Source organism: Pandoraea apista, assembly GCF_001465595.2.
Classification (GTDB): Bacteria; Pseudomonadota; Gammaproteobacteria; order Burkholderiales; family Burkholderiaceae; genus Pandoraea; species Pandoraea apista.
Map to the genome: position 1 here is coordinate 2,670,436 of NZ_CP013481.2, position 16,220 is coordinate 2,686,655.

At 59.8% G+C, this 16,220-nt stretch carries 17 protein-coding genes; 11 read left to right on the forward strand and 6 right to left on the reverse strand.

Annotated features, from left to right (window positions below; genetic code table 11):
• Nucleotides 1–77: 77 nt before the first annotated feature.
• Nucleotides 78–524 carry an SsrA-binding protein SmpB gene (gene smpB, locus AT395_RS12410; RefSeq protein ID WP_042115785.1) on the reverse strand — a complete coding sequence of 149 codons (447 nt, stop codon included), beginning with the start codon at nucleotides 522–524 and terminating at the stop codon, nucleotides 78–80.
• A 157-nt stretch (nucleotides 525–681) separates the two neighbouring features.
• On the opposite strand from smpB, the gene AT395_RS12415 reads away from it, so the two are divergent.
• Both AT395_RS12415 and AT395_RS12420 read left to right on the forward strand, forming a co-directional pair.
• Nucleotides 682–1,116: a type II toxin-antitoxin system RatA family toxin gene (locus tag AT395_RS12415; protein ID WP_042118359.1), complete on the forward strand. Its 435-nt coding sequence runs from the start codon at nucleotides 682–684 to the stop codon at nucleotides 1,114–1,116.
• Nucleotides 1,106–1,441, forward strand: coding sequence for an RnfH family protein (locus AT395_RS12420; protein WP_048629350.1), 336 nt, complete (start codon nucleotides 1,106–1,108; stop codon nucleotides 1,439–1,441). Before AT395_RS12415 ends, AT395_RS12420 begins: the two co-directional genes overlap by 11 nt.
• 120 nt (nucleotides 1,442–1,561) lie before the next feature.
• Here the strand turns inward: AT395_RS12420 and AT395_RS12425 are convergent, their stop codons facing one another.
• Nucleotides 1,562–2,491 carry a DMT family transporter gene (locus AT395_RS12425; protein ID WP_058375320.1) on the reverse strand — a complete coding sequence of 310 codons (930 nt, stop codon included), beginning with the start codon at nucleotides 2,489–2,491 and terminating at the stop codon, nucleotides 1,562–1,564.
• 305 nt (nucleotides 2,492–2,796) lie between these two features.
• Between AT395_RS12425 and guaB the strand changes: the two genes are divergently transcribed.
• From guaB to AT395_RS12445, 4 genes are all read left to right on the forward strand, one after another.
• Nucleotides 2,797–4,257 (forward strand): IMP dehydrogenase, encoded by a 1,461-nt coding sequence (guaB, locus tag AT395_RS12430; RefSeq protein ID WP_042115788.1) that lies wholly within the window; start codon nucleotides 2,797–2,799, stop codon nucleotides 4,255–4,257.
• Nucleotides 4,258–4,263: 6 nt separating this feature from the next.
• Nucleotides 4,264–4,956 carry a hypothetical protein gene (locus AT395_RS12435; RefSeq protein ID WP_052765596.1) on the forward strand — a complete coding sequence of 231 codons (693 nt, stop codon included), beginning with the start codon at nucleotides 4,264–4,266 and terminating at the stop codon, nucleotides 4,954–4,956.
• A complete protein-coding gene (gene guaA, locus AT395_RS12440) occupies nucleotides 4,931–6,514 on the forward strand; it encodes a glutamine-hydrolyzing GMP synthase (RefSeq protein WP_042115789.1) in 1,584 nt (527 codons plus the stop codon). The genes AT395_RS12435 and guaA overlap by 26 nt, the downstream gene beginning before the upstream one ends.
• Nucleotides 6,515–7,077: 563 nt before the next feature.
• Nucleotides 7,078–7,878: a class I SAM-dependent methyltransferase gene (locus AT395_RS12445; RefSeq protein ID WP_048629351.1), complete on the forward strand. Its 801-nt coding sequence runs from the start codon at nucleotides 7,078–7,080 to the stop codon at nucleotides 7,876–7,878.
• Nucleotides 7,879–8,273: 395 nt separating this feature from the next.
• Here AT395_RS12445 and AT395_RS12450 read toward each other — a convergent pair whose 3' ends face one another.
• Nucleotides 8,274–8,654 carry a tautomerase family protein gene (locus tag AT395_RS12450; protein ID WP_048629375.1) on the reverse strand — a complete coding sequence of 127 codons (381 nt, stop codon included), beginning with the start codon at nucleotides 8,652–8,654 and terminating at the stop codon, nucleotides 8,274–8,276.
• Nucleotides 8,655–8,752: 98 nt separating this feature from the next.
• Here AT395_RS12450 and AT395_RS12455 point away from each other — a divergent pair, with 98 nt between their 5' ends.
• On the forward strand, nucleotides 8,753–9,610 hold the full coding sequence (locus AT395_RS12455) for a LysR substrate-binding domain-containing protein (protein ID WP_042115791.1): 858 nt from the start codon (nucleotides 8,753–8,755) through the stop codon (nucleotides 9,608–9,610).
• 163 nt (nucleotides 9,611–9,773) lie between these two features.
• On the opposite strand, the gene AT395_RS12460 is transcribed toward AT395_RS12455, so the two are convergent.
• The gene (locus AT395_RS12460) at nucleotides 9,774–11,114 is read right to left on the reverse strand and encodes an aminotransferase-like domain-containing protein (RefSeq protein WP_048629352.1); all 1,341 of its coding nucleotides are present in this window, start codon (nucleotides 11,112–11,114) and stop codon (nucleotides 9,774–9,776) included.
• Between the two features lie 80 nt (nucleotides 11,115–11,194).
• Between AT395_RS12460 and AT395_RS12465 the strand changes: the two genes are divergently transcribed.
• Nucleotides 11,195–11,680, forward strand: coding sequence for a PaaI family thioesterase (locus AT395_RS12465; RefSeq protein WP_042115793.1), 486 nt, complete (start codon nucleotides 11,195–11,197; stop codon nucleotides 11,678–11,680).
• Nucleotides 11,681–11,787: 107 nt separating this feature from the next.
• Here AT395_RS12465 and AT395_RS12470 read toward each other — a convergent pair whose 3' ends face one another.
• Nucleotides 11,788–13,020 carry a transketolase-like TK C-terminal-containing protein gene (locus AT395_RS12470; RefSeq protein WP_125347650.1) on the reverse strand — a complete coding sequence of 411 codons (1,233 nt, stop codon included), beginning with the start codon at nucleotides 13,018–13,020 and terminating at the stop codon, nucleotides 11,788–11,790.
• Here AT395_RS12470 and AT395_RS12475 point away from each other — a divergent pair.
• Together AT395_RS12475 and AT395_RS12480 are read left to right on the forward strand one after the other, a co-directional pair.
• On the forward strand, nucleotides 13,019–13,687 hold the full coding sequence (locus AT395_RS12475; RefSeq protein ID WP_048629354.1) for a glutathione S-transferase family protein: 669 nt from the start codon (nucleotides 13,019–13,021) through the stop codon (nucleotides 13,685–13,687). The two genes, AT395_RS12470 and AT395_RS12475, sit on opposite strands and share 2 nt — an antisense overlap.
• Nucleotides 13,688–13,691: 4 nt before the next feature.
• Nucleotides 13,692–14,015: a DMT family transporter gene (locus AT395_RS12480; RefSeq protein WP_048629355.1), complete on the forward strand. Its 324-nt coding sequence runs from the start codon at nucleotides 13,692–13,694 to the stop codon at nucleotides 14,013–14,015.
• A 75-nt stretch (nucleotides 14,016–14,090) separates the two neighbouring features.
• Here the strand turns inward: AT395_RS12480 and AT395_RS12485 are convergent, their stop codons facing one another.
• On the reverse strand, nucleotides 14,091–14,795 hold the full coding sequence (locus tag AT395_RS12485; RefSeq protein WP_042115796.1) for an SDR family oxidoreductase: 705 nt from the start codon (nucleotides 14,793–14,795) through the stop codon (nucleotides 14,091–14,093).
• Nucleotides 14,796–15,200: 405 nt separating this feature from the next.
• Here AT395_RS12485 and AT395_RS12490 point away from each other — a divergent pair, with 405 nt between their 5' ends.
• Nucleotides 15,201–16,103 (forward strand): LysR family transcriptional regulator, encoded by a 903-nt coding sequence (locus AT395_RS12490; RefSeq protein ID WP_048629356.1) that lies wholly within the window; start codon nucleotides 15,201–15,203, stop codon nucleotides 16,101–16,103.
• The last annotated feature ends 117 nt before the right edge of the window (nucleotides 16,104–16,220 follow it).

A 16,220-nucleotide genomic window follows, 5' to 3' on the forward strand; every position in this document is an offset into this window, starting at 1 on the left:
GCCCCTTTGGGCCGTTTTTTTATTTGGGCGGACGGACGAGTTGGTTGTCGCGCGTGCGTCATTCCGTTTTGAGTGACTCAGGTGGGCGTGCGCATCAAACGTGCCTTTTCGCGATCCCAGTCGCGCTTCTTTTCCGTTTCGCGCTTGTCGTGAAGCTTTTTGCCTTTCGCCAGCCCAATCTCGCATTTCACCAGACCTTTGCTGTAGTGCAGGTTGAGCGGGACCAGTGTATAGCCGCGCTGCTCCACTTTGCCGATGAGCTTCTTGATTTCATCGGCTTTCAGCAGGAGTTTGCGGGTGCGCACGGGGTCAGGCTTGATGTGCGTCGATGCGGTCGGCAACGGGCTGATGTGCGTGCCGATCAGAAAGATCTCGCCGTTTTTGATGACGACGTAGCCTTCCTTGATCTGCGCCCGCCCGGCGCGGATTGCCTTGACTTCCCACCCCTCGAGCGCGATCCCGGCTTCGTATCGCTCCTCGATGAAGTAATCGAAGAAGGCTTTCTTGTTGTCAATGATGCTCATGGATCCTTGGCGGGTAACTTGGTCGGACCCGGTGAGTCGGGCTCGGGTAAAATAGCGATTTTAACAAAGAGTCTCGGCAAGAGGCGGCTTGCGACGCGCGCAGATCGATGCAGCACCGATTGCGGACGTGACAGGCAAGCACCTCGCCCGACAGACGATGGCCGAAGTCAGTAAAACCGTTCTCGTGCATTTCTCCGATGCGCAGATGTACGATCTGGTGACCAATGTCGCCGATTACCCCAAATTCCTGCCGTGGTGCGGTGGTGTCGAGATTCGGCATCAGGACGAGCACAGCATGGAGGCGTCGCTGATCATCGACTTCAAGGGCCTGAAGCATTCGTTCGCGACGCGCAATATTCAGGAGCGTCCGCATTCCATTCAGATGACGTTCGTCGAAGGGCCTTTCAAGCGTTTTCACGGTACGTGGAAGTTCACGGCGCTGCGCGAAAATGCCTGCAAGATCGAGTTCGGCCTTCACTACGAATTTGCGAACTTCCTGCTCGAGAAAGTCATCGGCCCTGTGTTCAGTCACATTGCTAATACCTTCGTCGATGCCTTCGTCAAGCGTGCAGAGGCCGTGTATGTCAAATGAGCTGAATGTCGAAGTTTGCTATGCGCTGCCTGGCGAGCAAACGATTATCCCATTGACGTTGCCCGCAGGCGCCACGATGCGCGACGCGATCGAACGTAGCGGCATGTTGCAACGCTATCCCGAGCTCGATCTTGCGCGTATGAAAGCCGGTGTTTTTGGCAAAGTGAGAGCGCTTGACGCGGCGGTGGAGGCGGGAGACCGCATTGAGATTTATCGCGTGCTCAAGGCAGATCCCAAGCTGGCGCGCCAGCGGCGTGTCGAGAAAGTGCGCAACGAAGGAAGCCGGGAAGGGCAGAAGTGGCTGGGAAGCCGTCGCGGGAGCTAAGCCGATAACGGCAGGATTTGCCGCGAAGGGCGCATCACCATCATGACTCGGTGGGAGTGATATGGCCGACGAGGCACGCTCCCCGGTTTTCTGCCCCTGATCACCGGGTCCCCGGGCAGGTCAGTGCGTCGATCCGCGCGAATGCAGCCGTACCGAGGCGCTGACACCGGCGAGGAGCAAGACAATGGCGGCGAGTTCGAGCAGGCGCGGCACGCGTTGTTCGTATATGAAGCCGTAGACCAGCGCGAACAGCGTTTCAAATACGATCATCTGGCCCGACAGCGTTAGTGGCAAACGCCGGCTCGCAGCGTTCCAGAACGCATTGCCGGTCGTCGATGCACCGATTGCCACGGCGATATTCACAATCAGGAACATCTGCCAGTCGCGAGGCTCGCTGGCTGCTACCGGGTGCGGCAGCAATACGGCTGGCACCGCCAGCGCGAGAGCCAGAACGCCAGTAGCGACACCCGTCAGCAGCGACCATTCCTGACTCGTGAAATGCCCGAATCGCGCCAGATAGCGGGCATTGGCCACCGCATACCATGTCCAGCTCACAAGGGCGCCGACGGCGCAGGCGATACCCGCGAGCGTCAGCCGCCAGTCGCCGCCGCTTGCCGAGGCGTGGGCGAAGACGTCGACGTTGATACAGACGATGCCTGCGGCGACCAACGCCAGCGGGCCCGCCAGCCGCGACAGCGGCATGGCGCCGTGATCGCGGCTACCGACGAGCGTGACCGTCACGGGCAGCACGCCCACGATCAGCGACGCCGGGGCGATGCCAGCCATCTGCACCGCGCCGGCGAGAAACAGGTAATAAATCAGGTTGCCAACCAGACTGAGGCGGAACAATGCCCGCCAGTCGTGCCCTGTGACGGTATGCCGCAGGCGTGCCCAGAGCGGCGCGAGCAACACGGCGGACACCAGTCCGTAAAGCACGTAACGGGCGGCCGACAATTCCAGCGGTGAAAAGCCGGGCAGCAGACGAGGGGCCAGAAAGACCAGTCCCCACAAGGCGCCCGCCGCCAATCCGAAAGAAATGCCTTGCCCCATGAAATTCGTATCCGTCGTTCGTAATATCGAGATGCCGGTGATGCGCTTCGCCATTTGCCCCGATCTTGCCGTCGGTTGGCCGATTCTTCGGGGGCGGGGCGGTGCAGGAAGGGCGCAAGAATAGCACGGGGCCGACGCCGCTCTATTGTGAATTCCGGCATTCGGTGTCCCGGGACGCCGACCAAAATCGGGCCGTTACGAACCGGAATCGTCTCTCGGGGAAAAAGCCCCTTGACATGTGGGGCAGACGTTCCATGCAACTCGCGATTTCTGTATAATTCGATTTTGCGCCTATAGGATTTGCCATGCGTCTGATCCAAAAAGCACTCACTTTCGATGACGTGCTCCTCGTCCCGGCGTACTCCGCCGTTCTCCCGCGCGACACCAAGCTGAAAACCAAGCTCACGCGCAACATCACCCTGAATATGCCTTTGCTGTCGGCCGCCATGGATACGGTGACCGAAGCGCGTCTGGCCATTGCCATGGCGCAACAGGGCGGCATCGGCATTATTCATAAGAATTTGAAGCCGGCCGAGCAGGCGCGGGAAGTCTCGAAGGTCAAGCGATTTGAGTCGGGCGTTCTGCGTGACCCGATCACGATCCCGCCGCACATGAAGGTTCGCGACGTGATCGCCCTGTCGCGTCAGCATGGCATTTCCGGTTTCCCGGTCGTCGAAGGCGCACAGCTCATCGGTATCGTGACCAACCGCGACCTGCGTTTCGAAAGCCGCCTGGACGAGCCGGTGCGCGCGATCATGACGCCGAAGGACAAGCTCATCACCGTGCGCGAAGGCGCGTCGCCGGCCGACGCCGAGCAACTGATGCACAGCCACCGCCTTGAGCGCGTGCTGGTCGTCAACGACGCCTTCGAACTGCGTGGCCTGATGACGGTCAAGGACATTATGAAGGCGACCGAGCACCCGCTCGCGAGCAAGGACGAACATGGCAAGCTGCGCGTTGGTGCGGCTGTCGGTGTCGGTGCGGACAATGAAGAACGCGTCGAACTTCTGGTCGCGGCCGGCGTCGACGTGATCGTGGTGGACACGGCTCATGGCCACAGCCAGGGCGTGCTTGATCGCGTGCAGTGGGTCAAGAAGCACTTCCCGCAGATCGAGGTGGTGGGGGGCAATATCGCCACGGCGGGTGCTGCGCGGGCGCTGATGGAACATGGTGCAGATGCGGTCAAGGTCGGTATCGGCCCGGGCTCGATCTGCACGACGCGTATCGTGGCCGGTGTCGGCGTGCCGCAGATCACGGCAATTGCCAATGTGGCCGAGGCGCTTGAAGGCACGGGCGTTCCGCTGATTGCGGACGGTGGCATTCGCTACTCGGGCGACATCGCCAAGGCGCTGGCCGCTGGCGCGCATACCGTGATGATGGGCAGCATGTTCTCGGGCACGGAAGAGGCGCCAGGTGAAGTGTTCCTGTATCAGGGCCGTTCGTACAAGAGCTACCGCGGCATGGGTTCGGTCGGCGCAATGAAGGACGGCGCTGCCGATCGTTACTTCCAGGACCCCGCGAACAACGCGGATAAGCTGGTGCCGGAAGGGATTGAAGGCCGCGTGGCCTACAAGGGCAGCGTGAACGCGATCCTCCATCAACTGACCGGTGGTATCCGCTCGTCGATGGGCTATCTGGGTTGCCAGACGATCGAAGAACTGCACAAGAATGCCGAGTTCGTTCAAATTACGGCGGCGGGCATGCGCGAATCGCACGTGCACGACGTCCAGATCATGAAGGAAGCCCCCAACTACCACGTGGAGTAATTGCCCATGAAGGCCATGTTGCGTACGGTACTGTTCCTCGATGCGGCGCTGAATCTGGCACTTGGCGTGCTGCTGATTGCGTCGTTCTGGTCATCGCTGTATGCGGCCATTGAAGTGCCGGCGCCATCGCCTGTGCTTTATGCACAAGCGCTCGGTGTGGCCTTCATCGGCGTGGCCTGGTTGCAATGGCACGCCACCGTGAATGGCCAGTTGACGGCGACTGTTGCGAAAGTGACGGGGCATGTCAACTGGGTGACCGGTGCGTTTGTGCTGGGCTGGCTGATCTCCGGCCAACTGGCGGTGAAAGGCGGCGGCAAGTTGTTGATGCCGGCGCTGGGTGCTGTCCTGTTGGTGGTGGGCGCCATTCTCGTCAAGCTGGCGTCGAGCGTGCGCACGAAAGAGCGCGTGCAGGCAGCCCAGCAGACGGGCGGACGAGTGCGTGGGGGTGTCGTAAGCGACACCCGCCGCGACGCACCGTACGATTACCCCGATGCCCGGGCCGTCGACGAGGCTCGTGGCACGCGCGCTGAGCCGCGCATGGAGACGCCCGGTGGCGGCTCCGCTTCCGTCAACACTCCGCCGGTCGCGCCTGTGGGCGCCACCGGCATTGTCACGCCCGTGCCTTCCTCCACGGCGCCGACGTCCAACGAATCCACTTCCTCCGTACCTCACGATGCACGACAAAATCCTCATTCTTGACTTCGGCTCGCAAGTCACCCAGCTCATCGGACGCCGCGTTCGCGAAGCGCACGTCTACTGCGAGATTCACCCGAACGACGTTTCGGACGAGTTCATTCGCGAATTCAATCCGAAGGCCGTCATTCTCTCGGGCAGCCATGCGAGCACGTACGAGGATCAGGATCTGCGCGCGCCGCAGGCGGTGTGGGATCTGGGCGTGCCGGTGCTGGGCATTTGCTATGGCATGTTCGCGATGACGGTCCAACTGGGCGGTCAGGTCGAGGCGAGCAACCATCGTGAATTCGGTTACGCCGAGGTACGCGCGCATGCTCATACGCCGCTGCTCGAGGGCCTTGAGGACTTCCGCACGGCAGACGGCCACGGCATGCTCAAGGTGTGGATGAGCCATGGCGACAAGGTCACGCAATTGCCGCCGGGCTTTGTGCTGATGGCGTCGACGCCGAGCTGCCCGATTGCCGGTATGGCCGACGTGGCGCGTAACTATTACGCGGTGCAGTTCCACCCGGAAGTTACGCATACGGTGAAGGGGCGTGAATTGCTCGAGCGTTTCGTGCTGGAGATCGCCGGTGCGAAACCGGACTGGATCATGCGCGATCACATCGAGGAAGCCGTCAAGGCGATCCGCGAGCAAGTGGGCGACGAGGAAGTGATTCTGGGTCTGTCGGGCGGTGTGGATTCGAGCGTCGCGGCGGCGCTGATTCATCGTGCGATTGGCGATCAACTGACGTGTGTGTTCGTCGATCACGGTTTGCTGCGTCTGAATGAAGGTCAGATGGTGATGGAGATGTTCCAGGGGCGTCTGCACGCGAAGGTCGTGCATGTGGACGCCGCTGAGCAGTTCATGGGTCATCTGAAGGGCGTGACCGATCCGGAGCAGAAGCGCAAGATCATTGGCCGCGAATTCGTCGAAGTGTTCCAGGCCGAGGCGAAGAAGCTGAAGAACGCGAAGTGGCTGGCGCAGGGCACGATCTATCCGGACGTGATCGAGTCGGGCGGCGCGAAGACGAAGAAGGCGACGACGATCAAGAGCCACCACAATGTGGGTGGCTTGCCGGAGACGCTGGGTCTGAAGCTGCTCGAACCCCTGCGCGATCTGTTCAAGGACGAAGTGCGCGAGTTGGGCGTGGCGCTGGGTCTTCCGCACGACATGGTTTATCGTCACCCATTCCCGGGGCCCGGTCTGGGCGTGCGGATTCTGGGGGAAGTGAAGCGCGATTACGCCGACCTGTTGCGTCGCGCCGATGCCATCTTTATCGAAGAGCTGCGCAACACGGTCGAGCCGAACAGCGGCAAGACTTGGTACGAACTGACGAGTCAGGCGTTTGCGGTGTTCCTGCCGGTCAAGAGCGTGGGTGTAATGGGCGATGGCCGCACGTATGAGTGGGTCGTGGCATTGCGCGCTGTGCAGACGCAAGACTTCATGACCGCGCATTGGGCGCACCTGCCGCACGATTTGCTCGGCAAGGTCTCGAACCGCATTATTAACGAGGTTCGTGGTCTTAACCGGGTCGTCTATGACATCTCGGGCAAGCCGCCGGCGACAATCGAGTGGGAGTAATCCTGTTTTCCCAAGTGCTTGATTTAGCTTAGAGGTATTCAATGCCATTGATGATGAATCCCACATCGTCAATGGCATTTTTCATGGCGTGGTCGAGGCGAAGCGCATGTCGCGAACAAATGCCGTGGCCGGGTGGCCGGGTGACAGGGTGCTCATGGCATCAAGCCGCCCTACGGCAGGCCGAGCAGAGTATGAGCCACCTGAAGCGTGAGGATCTGTTCAAGATTGCTTCGTTTTGTCAGCGTCCGGCAACGATTAACGAATCAACGGATCGGCTAAAATTCAGCCTGTCACCGTGTCCGGTGTAGCAAACGTCCAGGCGCGTGCTGAATTTTCCACCGTTTCATACAAACAACCGGAGCTCGACGACGTGAACAAGTAATGCGCTGATGCCCTGCATTTATCTGACTATCGCTGCCAACACGCGATCTGCCAGCCGCATACTTACGTTCGTATTCAACGTCGCTTATACGCGCCTGCGCAGTCAGGCAGCGCTAGCTCGTTCACCATGACTGCGGTCGCAGTATCACGGGCAGTTTTCCCTGAACGCCAAGGAAAACCCTATGCCTCATACCCCCGTTAATCATATTGATGTGTTCAACCACAATCGCGCTTCCTGGGATCGCCAGGCCGCGCAGCATTGCGAATGGTCCCGCCCCGTCAGTGCAGAAGAAATCGCCGCCGCCCGCAATGGCAAATGGCAGGTCCGGCTCACGCCGAACGCCTTGCCCGCGGGCTGGCTCGATGACGCTCACAGTCTGCGTATATTGTGCTTAGCCTCTGGCGGCGGCCAACAGGCACCCGTGCTGGCGGCGGCTGGCGCGGACGTGACCGTATTTGACGCCTCTGATTCGCAACTGGATCAGGAACGCATGGTTGCGCAGCGCGATGGGCTAGCGCTGAACGTGGTGCAGGGAGATATGCGCGATTTGTCTATGTTTGCGGACTCGTCGTTTGATCTGGTGTTTCATCCGATTTCCAACCTCTACGTGCCGGATATCCGCCCAATCTGGCACGAGTGCTTCCGCGTGCTGCGCAACGGCGGTAAGTTGCTGAGCAGCTTCTACAATCCGGTCGTATTTATCGGGGATCGTGATCCGGCATATTCGGCACAGGAACTGATACGCCCGCGCTTTTCAATACCGTACTCGGACATCAAGCACCTTGACGCACAGGCACTGGCCGATAAGCAGCAGCGTGGGGAAGCGCTGGTATTCGGCCATAGTCTGGAGGAGCAAATTGGCGGCCAACTGGAAGCGGGCTTTGTTCTGACAGGCTTTTACGAAGACAATCAGCCGCGCCCTCGCTTTGTGATCGACCGGTATCTACCGACATTCCTCGCCACCCGCTCGATGAAGCCTTGATGACTGTTAGCGTGCAGCCGCATGCGATATCAGGGTTGGCCTTAAATGGTTTCTGACGGGATGCGACGTACGTGACGGTATCGCTCGCAAATGGCGCTACCTTCCCCTATAACCACCAACTCCCTGGGCGCCGTGAGATGACGATCGGCCGCTGCGGGGCGGGGGGTGTGTCGCTGGCCACGGTGCGCAAATCTGTTCTCCACGGCATGTCGTCCGACACGGAAACGCCATGACAAATGCCATGCCCATGCCATCAAGACCTTTGACGCAGCCGTGGAGACGTATCTTGTCCGTGTGAAGCGGACTGGCAACACGCGCACCGCGCAAGCCGACCGTCGACCGTGCCACTTTCCCGTTTGCCACGGATGAAGGGGCCGTTCTTGCGCTTTCTCGCGCTATGCGTACTGAGCTAATCCATGGCCCAAGGACCAGTTCTCCCGTGCGACCTCGACAATGTTCACGAACACATCCTCGGGGCGTAGGCCGGGGCTTTGGCCGAGCCGCTGCGCGATGCACTGGTACAACGCCTTCTTCTGTTCCACGCTGCGCGAGGCGTTTGCCGTGATTTGAATGAACACCAGATTGTCGCTGCGTGCCACGCCCAGGTATGACGCCCCATATCGAAAGTCAGAAGACTCGTGTTCGGAGACGGTCATGAACTGGTCGTCCTCGGGCACGCTGAACGTATCTCGCATCGCCTGATAAATACCGTCGCAAATGGCCTGCCGATAAGCGGCAGGCTTTCCGGTGCGCAGGGAAATATGAACCAATGGCATGACGAATCCTTTCATGTGAGTGTCAATGCACAGCAGGTTATGGTCTATCATTCATTTCAACAAGACATGGGAAAAGATAATAGAGATGAGTTTTTGAAATGAATGATGATCCTCTCGACATTGATGCTGTCCGGGCCTTCGTACGTATCGCCGAATTGGGCAGCTTCACGCATGCGGCCGATAGCATGCGCACCACGCAGTCCGCAGTCAGCCTGAAACTCAAGCGTCTGGAGAAACGAATAGGCGTACGGCTCGTCGAGCGCACCCCTCGGCACGTCCAACTCTCGGCACATGGCGTCACGTTTCTGGAGCATGCGCGAGGTTTGTTGGAAGTGCATGACCGTGCATTGAATTTATGTGCTGGGGAGCGGCAGCGCTTGGCGCTGGGTATCAGCGACCATGTGGCGGGACCGGAGCTGCCTTCGCTTATCGCCCGAATGAGCGCGCAAGCGCCTCAGTTGTTGATCGAGATTCGCATCGCTTCATCGGCCGATTTGCTGCAACGCTTTGATCGGCGCGAGTTGGATGCCGCCATTGTGCGTCTGGATACCGGTCGGAACGACGGTGAGTTGCTGACAGACGAACCCTTCGGTTGGTTCGCCGCCCCCGGCTGGCAGCACCGCACGGGCGAGCCACTGCCGTTGGCTACGATGGCCGAGCCTTGTGGCGTGCGCGCAATGGCTGAACAGACGTTGGACCTGGCAGGCGTACCCTGGAGGGAAGTCTTTGTGGGTGGTGGGGTTGCGGCTGTCGCCGCTGCGGTCATGGCCGGCCTGGGGGTGGCCGCGCTGGCGCCGCGTATGCTGCCGTTCGGTGCGGAAGATGTGGGGCGCAGGCTCAGGCTTCCTGAGCTACCTCGTTTGCCGGTGCTGTTGCATACCAGAACGCGTACCGGCCGGTCGCGCGATGCGCTGGATGCTCTGGCGGCTGCGTTCAGGAGTGTGGTGCGCGGATAGCGGCGAAAGGCATCAGGCGGCGGGCTGAACGCCGGCGCGCCGCCCGTAGGATCTGTGCCGGTGCGAATCGGTGACCTGCGATCAGGGTGTGATTGCTCCAGGTGTTTTGGCAAGCCGCCCCTTCGCGCTGTGCCGCCGGCTTTCCATTCACATCATCCGGAAATCAAATCGGAAAGCGCTCGATGATGCTGCGCACTTGTACCAAAACCGAGCGCAGGTCTTCCAACGGTACGGAGCTTAAACCCAATCGCAATGCGTGTGGCGCATGCCGAGTGGTCGAATAGGCAGTGGCTTTGGAAACTGCGATGTTGTGCTCGGCGAGCGCAGTGGCGATCCGGTCCATTCTCAATTCGGACGGGAGCCGCAGCCATAAAAATAGAGAAGACGGATGAGCGATGATGTCCATCCCGCAAAGCGCCTGGCGCGCAATAGCCTGCCGCTTCGAGGCTTCCTGACGCATTCGCCTTTCTTGGCGAGCAACGGTGCCGTCCGCAATCCAGCGAGTCCCTATGGCCGTTATGAGACTCGGCAGGCTCCAGTAGCTGGCGCGAATTGTCGCCTTGATAGGGAGCCTGTACCTCTCGGGTGCGACGATGAATCCGAAACGCAATCCGCTGGCCAGACTTTTGGATAGGCTCGCAATATAAATCGTTCGTTCGGGCGCGAGTGTAACGAGTGCGGGGGGAGAGGATTTGGCTAGGTAGGCATACGAAGCATCCTCGATGATCAGGCAATCGTAGTGCCGGGCAATCTCTGCCAAGTGTCGGCGTTGGCCGGTCGTGAGTACCCAACCGAGCGGGTTGTGCATGGTGGGCATAACGTAGATTGCACGCACCGGCTTGCGTTGGCACAGGGCGTCGAGTGCGTCCAGATCTGGCCCATCGGGCAAGCTACGCACCGGTTGTAGCGCCAGATGTTGCGTCTGCGCCACCATCTTGAATCCAGGATACGTCAACGCATCGACGGCTACGGTATCCCCCGGGCTGAGTAACGCGCGTGTGGTGATATCCAGTCCCTGTTGAGCCCCGTTGACCAAAAACAGACCGTCGGCTTCGGTCTGAATGCCGCGAGATTGAGCAAGGAAGTCTGCAACGATCCGTCTTTCATGCGCTCGCCCACCTGGCGGCTGCTGGTGTAGCAGCGCGGCAAGATCGCCGGATAGCGACAGTTCTCGCAACATCTTACGCAACATGTCTCCCTGAGCAGGCCATGTTGGGTGATTGAAAGAGAGATCCGCTGCATGGGTGTTTTGGCGAGCTTCGTCTCCGGCGTCCCATTCGCGTTGTTGCGGGCGGTCGCGCACGAAGGTGCCGCGCCCCGTCTCGCCGACGACAAGTCCTATCGCTTTGAGGTGTGTGTATACCTTGCTCGCCGAGGCAATGGCTATGCCGTTTTTTCTGGCGAGTTGGCGATGCGTCGGCAACGGACTGCCAGGCGGCAGTTTGCCGCTGCGGATGTCAGCCGTCAGGTCGTCAATCAGACGGGAGATGGACGAAGCTGCCATGAACTGTAATTAGGACAATTTTTTGATTGTCTTATTTTACGTATTTAGACTTGGGAGCGACATTAACGACAGGAATGCTCATGGCAACGCTGGGGCAACACTTACCCGTATTGGAATACCTGCAACGCCAGGTGAACGGTTCGCTGGCGGATGGCGATAGCACGCATATGCGCTATCCGACAGCGATCTCCACATTGTTGAAATTTCGAATCGTCTCGGTCGCGGAAGCCGATGCTGTGATTGAACTCGATGCGGATGCCGCCATCCACGGAAATCAACAGGGAACCGTTCATGGAGGAATGCTATGCGAGTTGGCAGACGCCGCCATCGGCACGGCACATTCCACCTTGGTACATGAAGGGGAGAGCTTTACCAGCATTGATCTCAAGGCGTCATTCTTGCGTCCCGTTTGGCAGTCCCGGCTGCGCGCCCATGCCTGGGCAACGCATCGCGGCAGGACGATCAGCCATTACAGGTGTGAGATTCGTCGCGAAGACGATAAGGTTGTTGCCAGTATTGAGAGTGCCGTGATGACGTTGCGAAATGAGCGAGCCTTTGGGCGGTGAAGGAATGCAACTGAGATAGCCGCCCACCGGGGCTCTGGAACGATAGAGACGAACCGTCAGCCACATGCTGTTCGATAGCGTTGATGACTGCCAAGTATGGCTGGCGTTCAGGTCAGTGCATATCGCTTCAGTGCCTGCTCTGCTCGACGCATGGGCAATTTACCCGCTTCGCAGAGCGCCTTGATTGCAGTGAACACAATCCAGTACACGCTAGGAAAGCCGCTCGCTCCGTGATGAGAGTCAGGCCCCAAGGCAACAAAACGAGCGGAGACAACGCCACCGATCTGATGGGCTATGTGTTGTCCATATCCCGTGACGGCCAGAACAGGGGACTGCTCCGACCCAAGGCAACGCTGGATATAAGACGTTTTCTTCGTCGATAGCGGATGGAGCATGTTCCAGCGTTCAACTTCATAGCCTTCTCGGGCCAGACGGGTATAGCTCGGGCAACTCCAGACCTCGCAGGCAACGTCCCAATCTTCTTGCAGAAGATCCGCCGCCCGGATCACTTTTCCCAATGCCTTGCCGGCGCCCAGCAATCGGATGGCCGGGGCCTTTGACCGGAATGCAGCACTGAGCCGATACATACCCTTGTACGCATCCCGCACATCGTCCCGCGATGGGGCGGGAACGTTGTCTTCGTCATCGTGCAGGGTCAAATAGAAGAAACCCGGCGCATGATCCGCGTACAGGGCCTGCATGGCAGCGCGCAGAATGGCGAGAGCCTCTTGCCCCGAGGCGGGGTCGTAGGGAATACCGTTCACGCTGCTGGCAAGCCACACGGGAACGGCGGGCTGCACGCTTTTTGGCCACCGTGACGACGTGATCTCGGCGTCGTTGCACAAGATGCCGCGATTAGCCGTTTCGAATATCGCTGTCTGTAGTCCGGCGACGGATTCGGATCGCAACAAATAGAGCAAAGGGATCTCGAAACGGTCTGGCCCATCTTGAAACCACAGAGGCCAGGCGCTGATGTTGCTTGGCGCTACGTCAGTGCCATCGGCCGTATGCGCTTGCACCGTCTGTTTCCCTGGGGAAGCCCTCACCAGACAGACTTTGTCGTGGGTTGCATCGTCTTGAGTCAGGTGCTGGGCGATGGCTTGGATCGCAGCGTAAGGGGAGGTGGCGCTGCACACTCGCGCGATCTCTTCCGTTGCAAGTTTTTCGAGACATGCCTGCGCTGCCAGCCGAGTTTGCAGTGTGGCTGCGGGCGGACGGAGGCGCTCCCAATTCATCATTGACCTCTGCGGGTGGGCTTCTTGCACGAGTTGGCTTTGTGTTTTACGATTGCATTTGCAATAATTGTAATTGCAATTAAATGAATCGACAAGGGCAACCATGACACAGGCCAGCGAACTCGCGTTTTTTACGGCGGACACGCCGAATGGACAGAAAGTCAGCATCTTTCTCAAGGAGGCTGGACTGGCTTATGAGCAGTTCGACCTCGATCTTGACAAGGGCGACCAGCATCAACCGGATTTCCTGAAGATCAACCCGAATGGCAAAATCCCAGCCATTGTCGACCGGGAGTGTGGCCTGACCGTTTTCGAGTCCGGTGCCATCCTTTCCTATCTTTCGTCGAAGACAGGGTGCTTGTTGCCCGTGACGGAAGCCGAGAATATCGCCGTGCAACAGTGGCTGCATTTTCAAATCGGCGGCATCGGCCCCATGCTTGGGCAGCTATGGTGGTTTTTGCACGCATCGAAGACGGGTAATGCCGAGGCAATTGAGCGGTATCGGAAACAATCGCTTCGTCTCTACCAAGTGGTGGATACGCGTTTAAGCGAATCTGCCTTCATTGCCTCGAATCACTACAGCATTGCTGATATTGCTGCGTTCACCTGGCTGAGAACGTGGGGCGAGTTGAGTCTGGACATCACGCCCTACTCGCATGTGCAGCGCTGGCTTGATGTGATCGCTGCGCGCCCCGCGGTACAGGCCGGTTTACTTGCGAATAAGCCAGCCCTCAGAGCCATCGCCGGACGGTTAGTTTCTGCGCAGGACTGAGGCAGTGGCGTGGGCTTATTTGTTTCTCGCCGCCGCCCTGGAAATCGTGATGGGCCTCTCCCTCAAATTGAATGCAGGGTGGACCCGGTTGGGGCCGAGCCTCGTCGCAGTGATCGCTGGGCTGGGCAGCATTTATTTGCTGGCATTGGCCCTGCGGTCATTGCCAGTCGGCATGGCTTACGCCATCTGGACCGGCATCGGTACGATCGGGCTGGTGCTCGCGGGCGTGTTGGTATTTCAGGAGCAAATGAACTGGCTCCGGGCGCTCTTCCTCGGTTTGACGTTCATCGGAATCCTCGGGTTGCGCTTTTCCGAAGCGACGACATAACACCGCAGGCAGACATGCGAGGGCGCTTCGGCCGCCGCGCAGAGATGACGCGAGTGCCGAAGCGCTTTATCTTGCTCAAACCGAGCGCGTCAGCCCACCGTCCACGCGAATGTTCTGGCCGGTGATGTACCCGCCGCCTTCGGACGCCAGAAATGCCACGGTCGCGGCGATTTCTTCAGCCTTCCCATAGCGCTGCATTGGCACGCTCTCGCGTCGCGCCTCTTGCTGCGGCAGGCTGTCGATCCATCCCGGCAGAACGTTGTTCATGCGCACGTTGTCCTTCGCATATTTGTCTGCAAACAGCTTTGTGAACGATGCCAGCCCTGCGCGAAACACGGCAGATGTCGGAAACATTTCGCTCGGCTCGAACGCCCACGCCGTCGAAATGTTGATGATCGCGCCAGACCCTTGTTTCTGCATGATCGGCGTTACCAGCCGGGTAGGGCGGATCACGTTCATCAGATAGGTATCCATGCCGCGGTGCCAGTCATCGTCGCTGATGTCGAGAATCGGCGCGCGCGGGCCGTGGCCTGCACTGTTCACGAGCACGTCGATACGCCCCCAGCGCTCAACGGCCAACTCGACCAGCTTCGTTAGCGCGTCGTTCGACTGGTTCGACCCGGTCACGCCAACACCCCCCAACTCGGTGGCCAAGGCCTCGCCTTTGCCCGACGACGACAAGATGCCAACCTTAAAGCCGTCCGCCGCGAGACGTCGCGCAGCCGCCGCTCCCATACCGCTGCCGCCAGCCGTGATCAACGCCACTTTTTCTACTGTCATGCCGATATCCTCCGAATACGCTGACGTACACCCCAGCGGTGGTCAGCCGTCATGATTCACGAGCGACAGCGTAACATTGCCGCGAACGCCCGACGAACCAGATTTCGGCACATCGTCCGGCAGAAAAGTTGCGACCGGCGTTGCGGCGTCTGACCATCAGTGTGACGCCGACCCTGGCCTGAAAATGGTTGATTCCGCGATCTCCGGCGTTTCTCGAGACTCATCCGGAGATCGATCTGCGGATTCTCGCCGCTCGCCATCGATGCGGCCGTCTCGGGGCAGGGGGCTCGCACTCGTGCACACGGACTTCATTGTGGCTGACGTTGCGACGTGCGCGAATGGCTGCTGCGGGAAGCAATGAACACGAGGTAGCATTGCGTTTTATGCAATCCACCGGATGCCGTCATGTCACCCCCCGATCTGAATCTGCTTCACGCGCTTGACGTTCTGTTGGAGGAAGGCAGTGTTGTCGGCGCTGCGCGACGGATGCATCTGAGTCCGCCCGCGATGAGCCGTACACTCAGCCGTATACGCGAGGCGCTTGGCGATCCGGTGTTCGTGCAGGCGGGGCGCAAGCTGGTACCAACGCCCCGCGCGCTTGCCATGCGCGAGCAGGTGCGGCTCGTGGTCGAGCAAGCCACGCAAGTGCTGACGCCGGGCGACGGGGTCGATCTCAAGACACTGGAGCGACGCTTTAACGTGCGTGCCAACGATATCTTCGTCGGGCTGCATTCGGGACGCCTGCTTGAGGCGATGGCCGCCGAGATGCCACGCGGCATGCTTCGCTTCGCCCCCGAAGAGGACGATATCGACGACGAAGCGCTACGCAGCGGGCGCATCGATCTCTTCATCAGTGCGTCGCGGCAGCTAGGTCCGGAAATCCGCGTGCAGTCGCTCTTCACCACGCGCTTTGTCGGTATCGCGCGTCGCGATCACCCGCTTTTCGACGAGGATGTGACGCCCGGGAGGATCACGCAGTGGGGGCACATCGGCATCTCCCGGCGAGGGAAGTTTGCCGGGCCGATCGACAGTGCGCTGGAGGCCCTGGGACTGCGACGCCACGTGGCGCTCGTCGTCCCCACGCCGTTCACGGCACTCTTCGCGTTGCAGAATAGCGATTTGCTGCTGGCGTTGCCGTCGCATCTTGCCCGGAGTGCGCTGGATGCCGGGATGCCGTTGCGCCAATTCGACTTGCCGGTCCCGCTGGAGACCGTTGTCCTGACGCAAGCCTGGCATCCCAGATTCCAGGCCGATCCGGCACACCAATGGTTGCGACGGACAATCCGGGCGATTTGCGAGACGCGCTGACGACACCGGCGGCCTGAGAAGATTAGTGCGCCAGACGCAATCGTTAATTCAAAACAAGTCACTTTTCGCAATGAATCGGCCGACCCTACAGTGATGAGCATCGTCACCGCATTCAAG

Excerpts from the sequence above, each read along its gene's own strand:
- smpB (WP_042115785.1), bottom strand. The coding sequence starts at position 524 with ATGAGCATCATTGACAACAAGAAAGCCTTCTTCGATTACTTCATCGAG.
- AT395_RS12415 (WP_042118359.1), top strand. The coding sequence starts at position 682 with ATGGCCGAAGTCAGTAAAACCGTTCTCGTGCATTTCTCCGATGCGCAG.
- AT395_RS12420 (WP_048629350.1), top strand. The coding sequence starts at position 1,106 with ATGTCAAATGAGCTGAATGTCGAAGTTTGCTATGCGCTGCCTGGCGAG.
- AT395_RS12425 (WP_058375320.1), bottom strand. The coding sequence starts at position 2,491 with ATGGGGCAAGGCATTTCTTTCGGATTGGCGGCGGGCGCCTTGTGGGGA.
- guaB (WP_042115788.1), top strand. The coding sequence starts at position 2,797 with ATGCGTCTGATCCAAAAAGCACTCACTTTCGATGACGTGCTCCTCGTC.
- AT395_RS12435 (WP_052765596.1), top strand. The coding sequence starts at position 4,264 with ATGAAGGCCATGTTGCGTACGGTACTGTTCCTCGATGCGGCGCTGAAT.
- guaA (WP_042115789.1), top strand. The coding sequence starts at position 4,931 with ATGCACGACAAAATCCTCATTCTTGACTTCGGCTCGCAAGTCACCCAG.
- AT395_RS12445 (WP_048629351.1), top strand. The coding sequence starts at position 7,078 with ATGCCTCATACCCCCGTTAATCATATTGATGTGTTCAACCACAATCGC.
- AT395_RS12450 (WP_048629375.1), bottom strand. The coding sequence starts at position 8,654 with ATGCCATTGGTTCATATTTCCCTGCGCACCGGAAAGCCTGCCGCTTAT.
- AT395_RS12455 (WP_042115791.1), top strand. The coding sequence starts at position 8,753 with ATGAATGATGATCCTCTCGACATTGATGCTGTCCGGGCCTTCGTACGT.
- AT395_RS12460 (WP_048629352.1), bottom strand. The coding sequence starts at position 11,114 with ATGGCAGCTTCGTCCATCTCCCGTCTGATTGACGACCTGACGGCTGAC.
- AT395_RS12465 (WP_042115793.1), top strand. The coding sequence starts at position 11,195 with ATGGCAACGCTGGGGCAACACTTACCCGTATTGGAATACCTGCAACGC.
- AT395_RS12475 (WP_048629354.1), top strand. The coding sequence starts at position 13,019 with ATGACACAGGCCAGCGAACTCGCGTTTTTTACGGCGGACACGCCGAAT.
- AT395_RS12470 (WP_125347650.1), bottom strand. The coding sequence starts at position 13,020 with ATGGTTGCCCTTGTCGATTCATTTAATTGCAATTACAATTATTGCAAA.
- AT395_RS12485 (WP_042115796.1), bottom strand. The coding sequence starts at position 14,795 with ATGACAGTAGAAAAAGTGGCGTTGATCACGGCTGGCGGCAGCGGTATG.
- AT395_RS12490 (WP_048629356.1), top strand. The coding sequence starts at position 15,201 with ATGTCACCCCCCGATCTGAATCTGCTTCACGCGCTTGACGTTCTGTTG.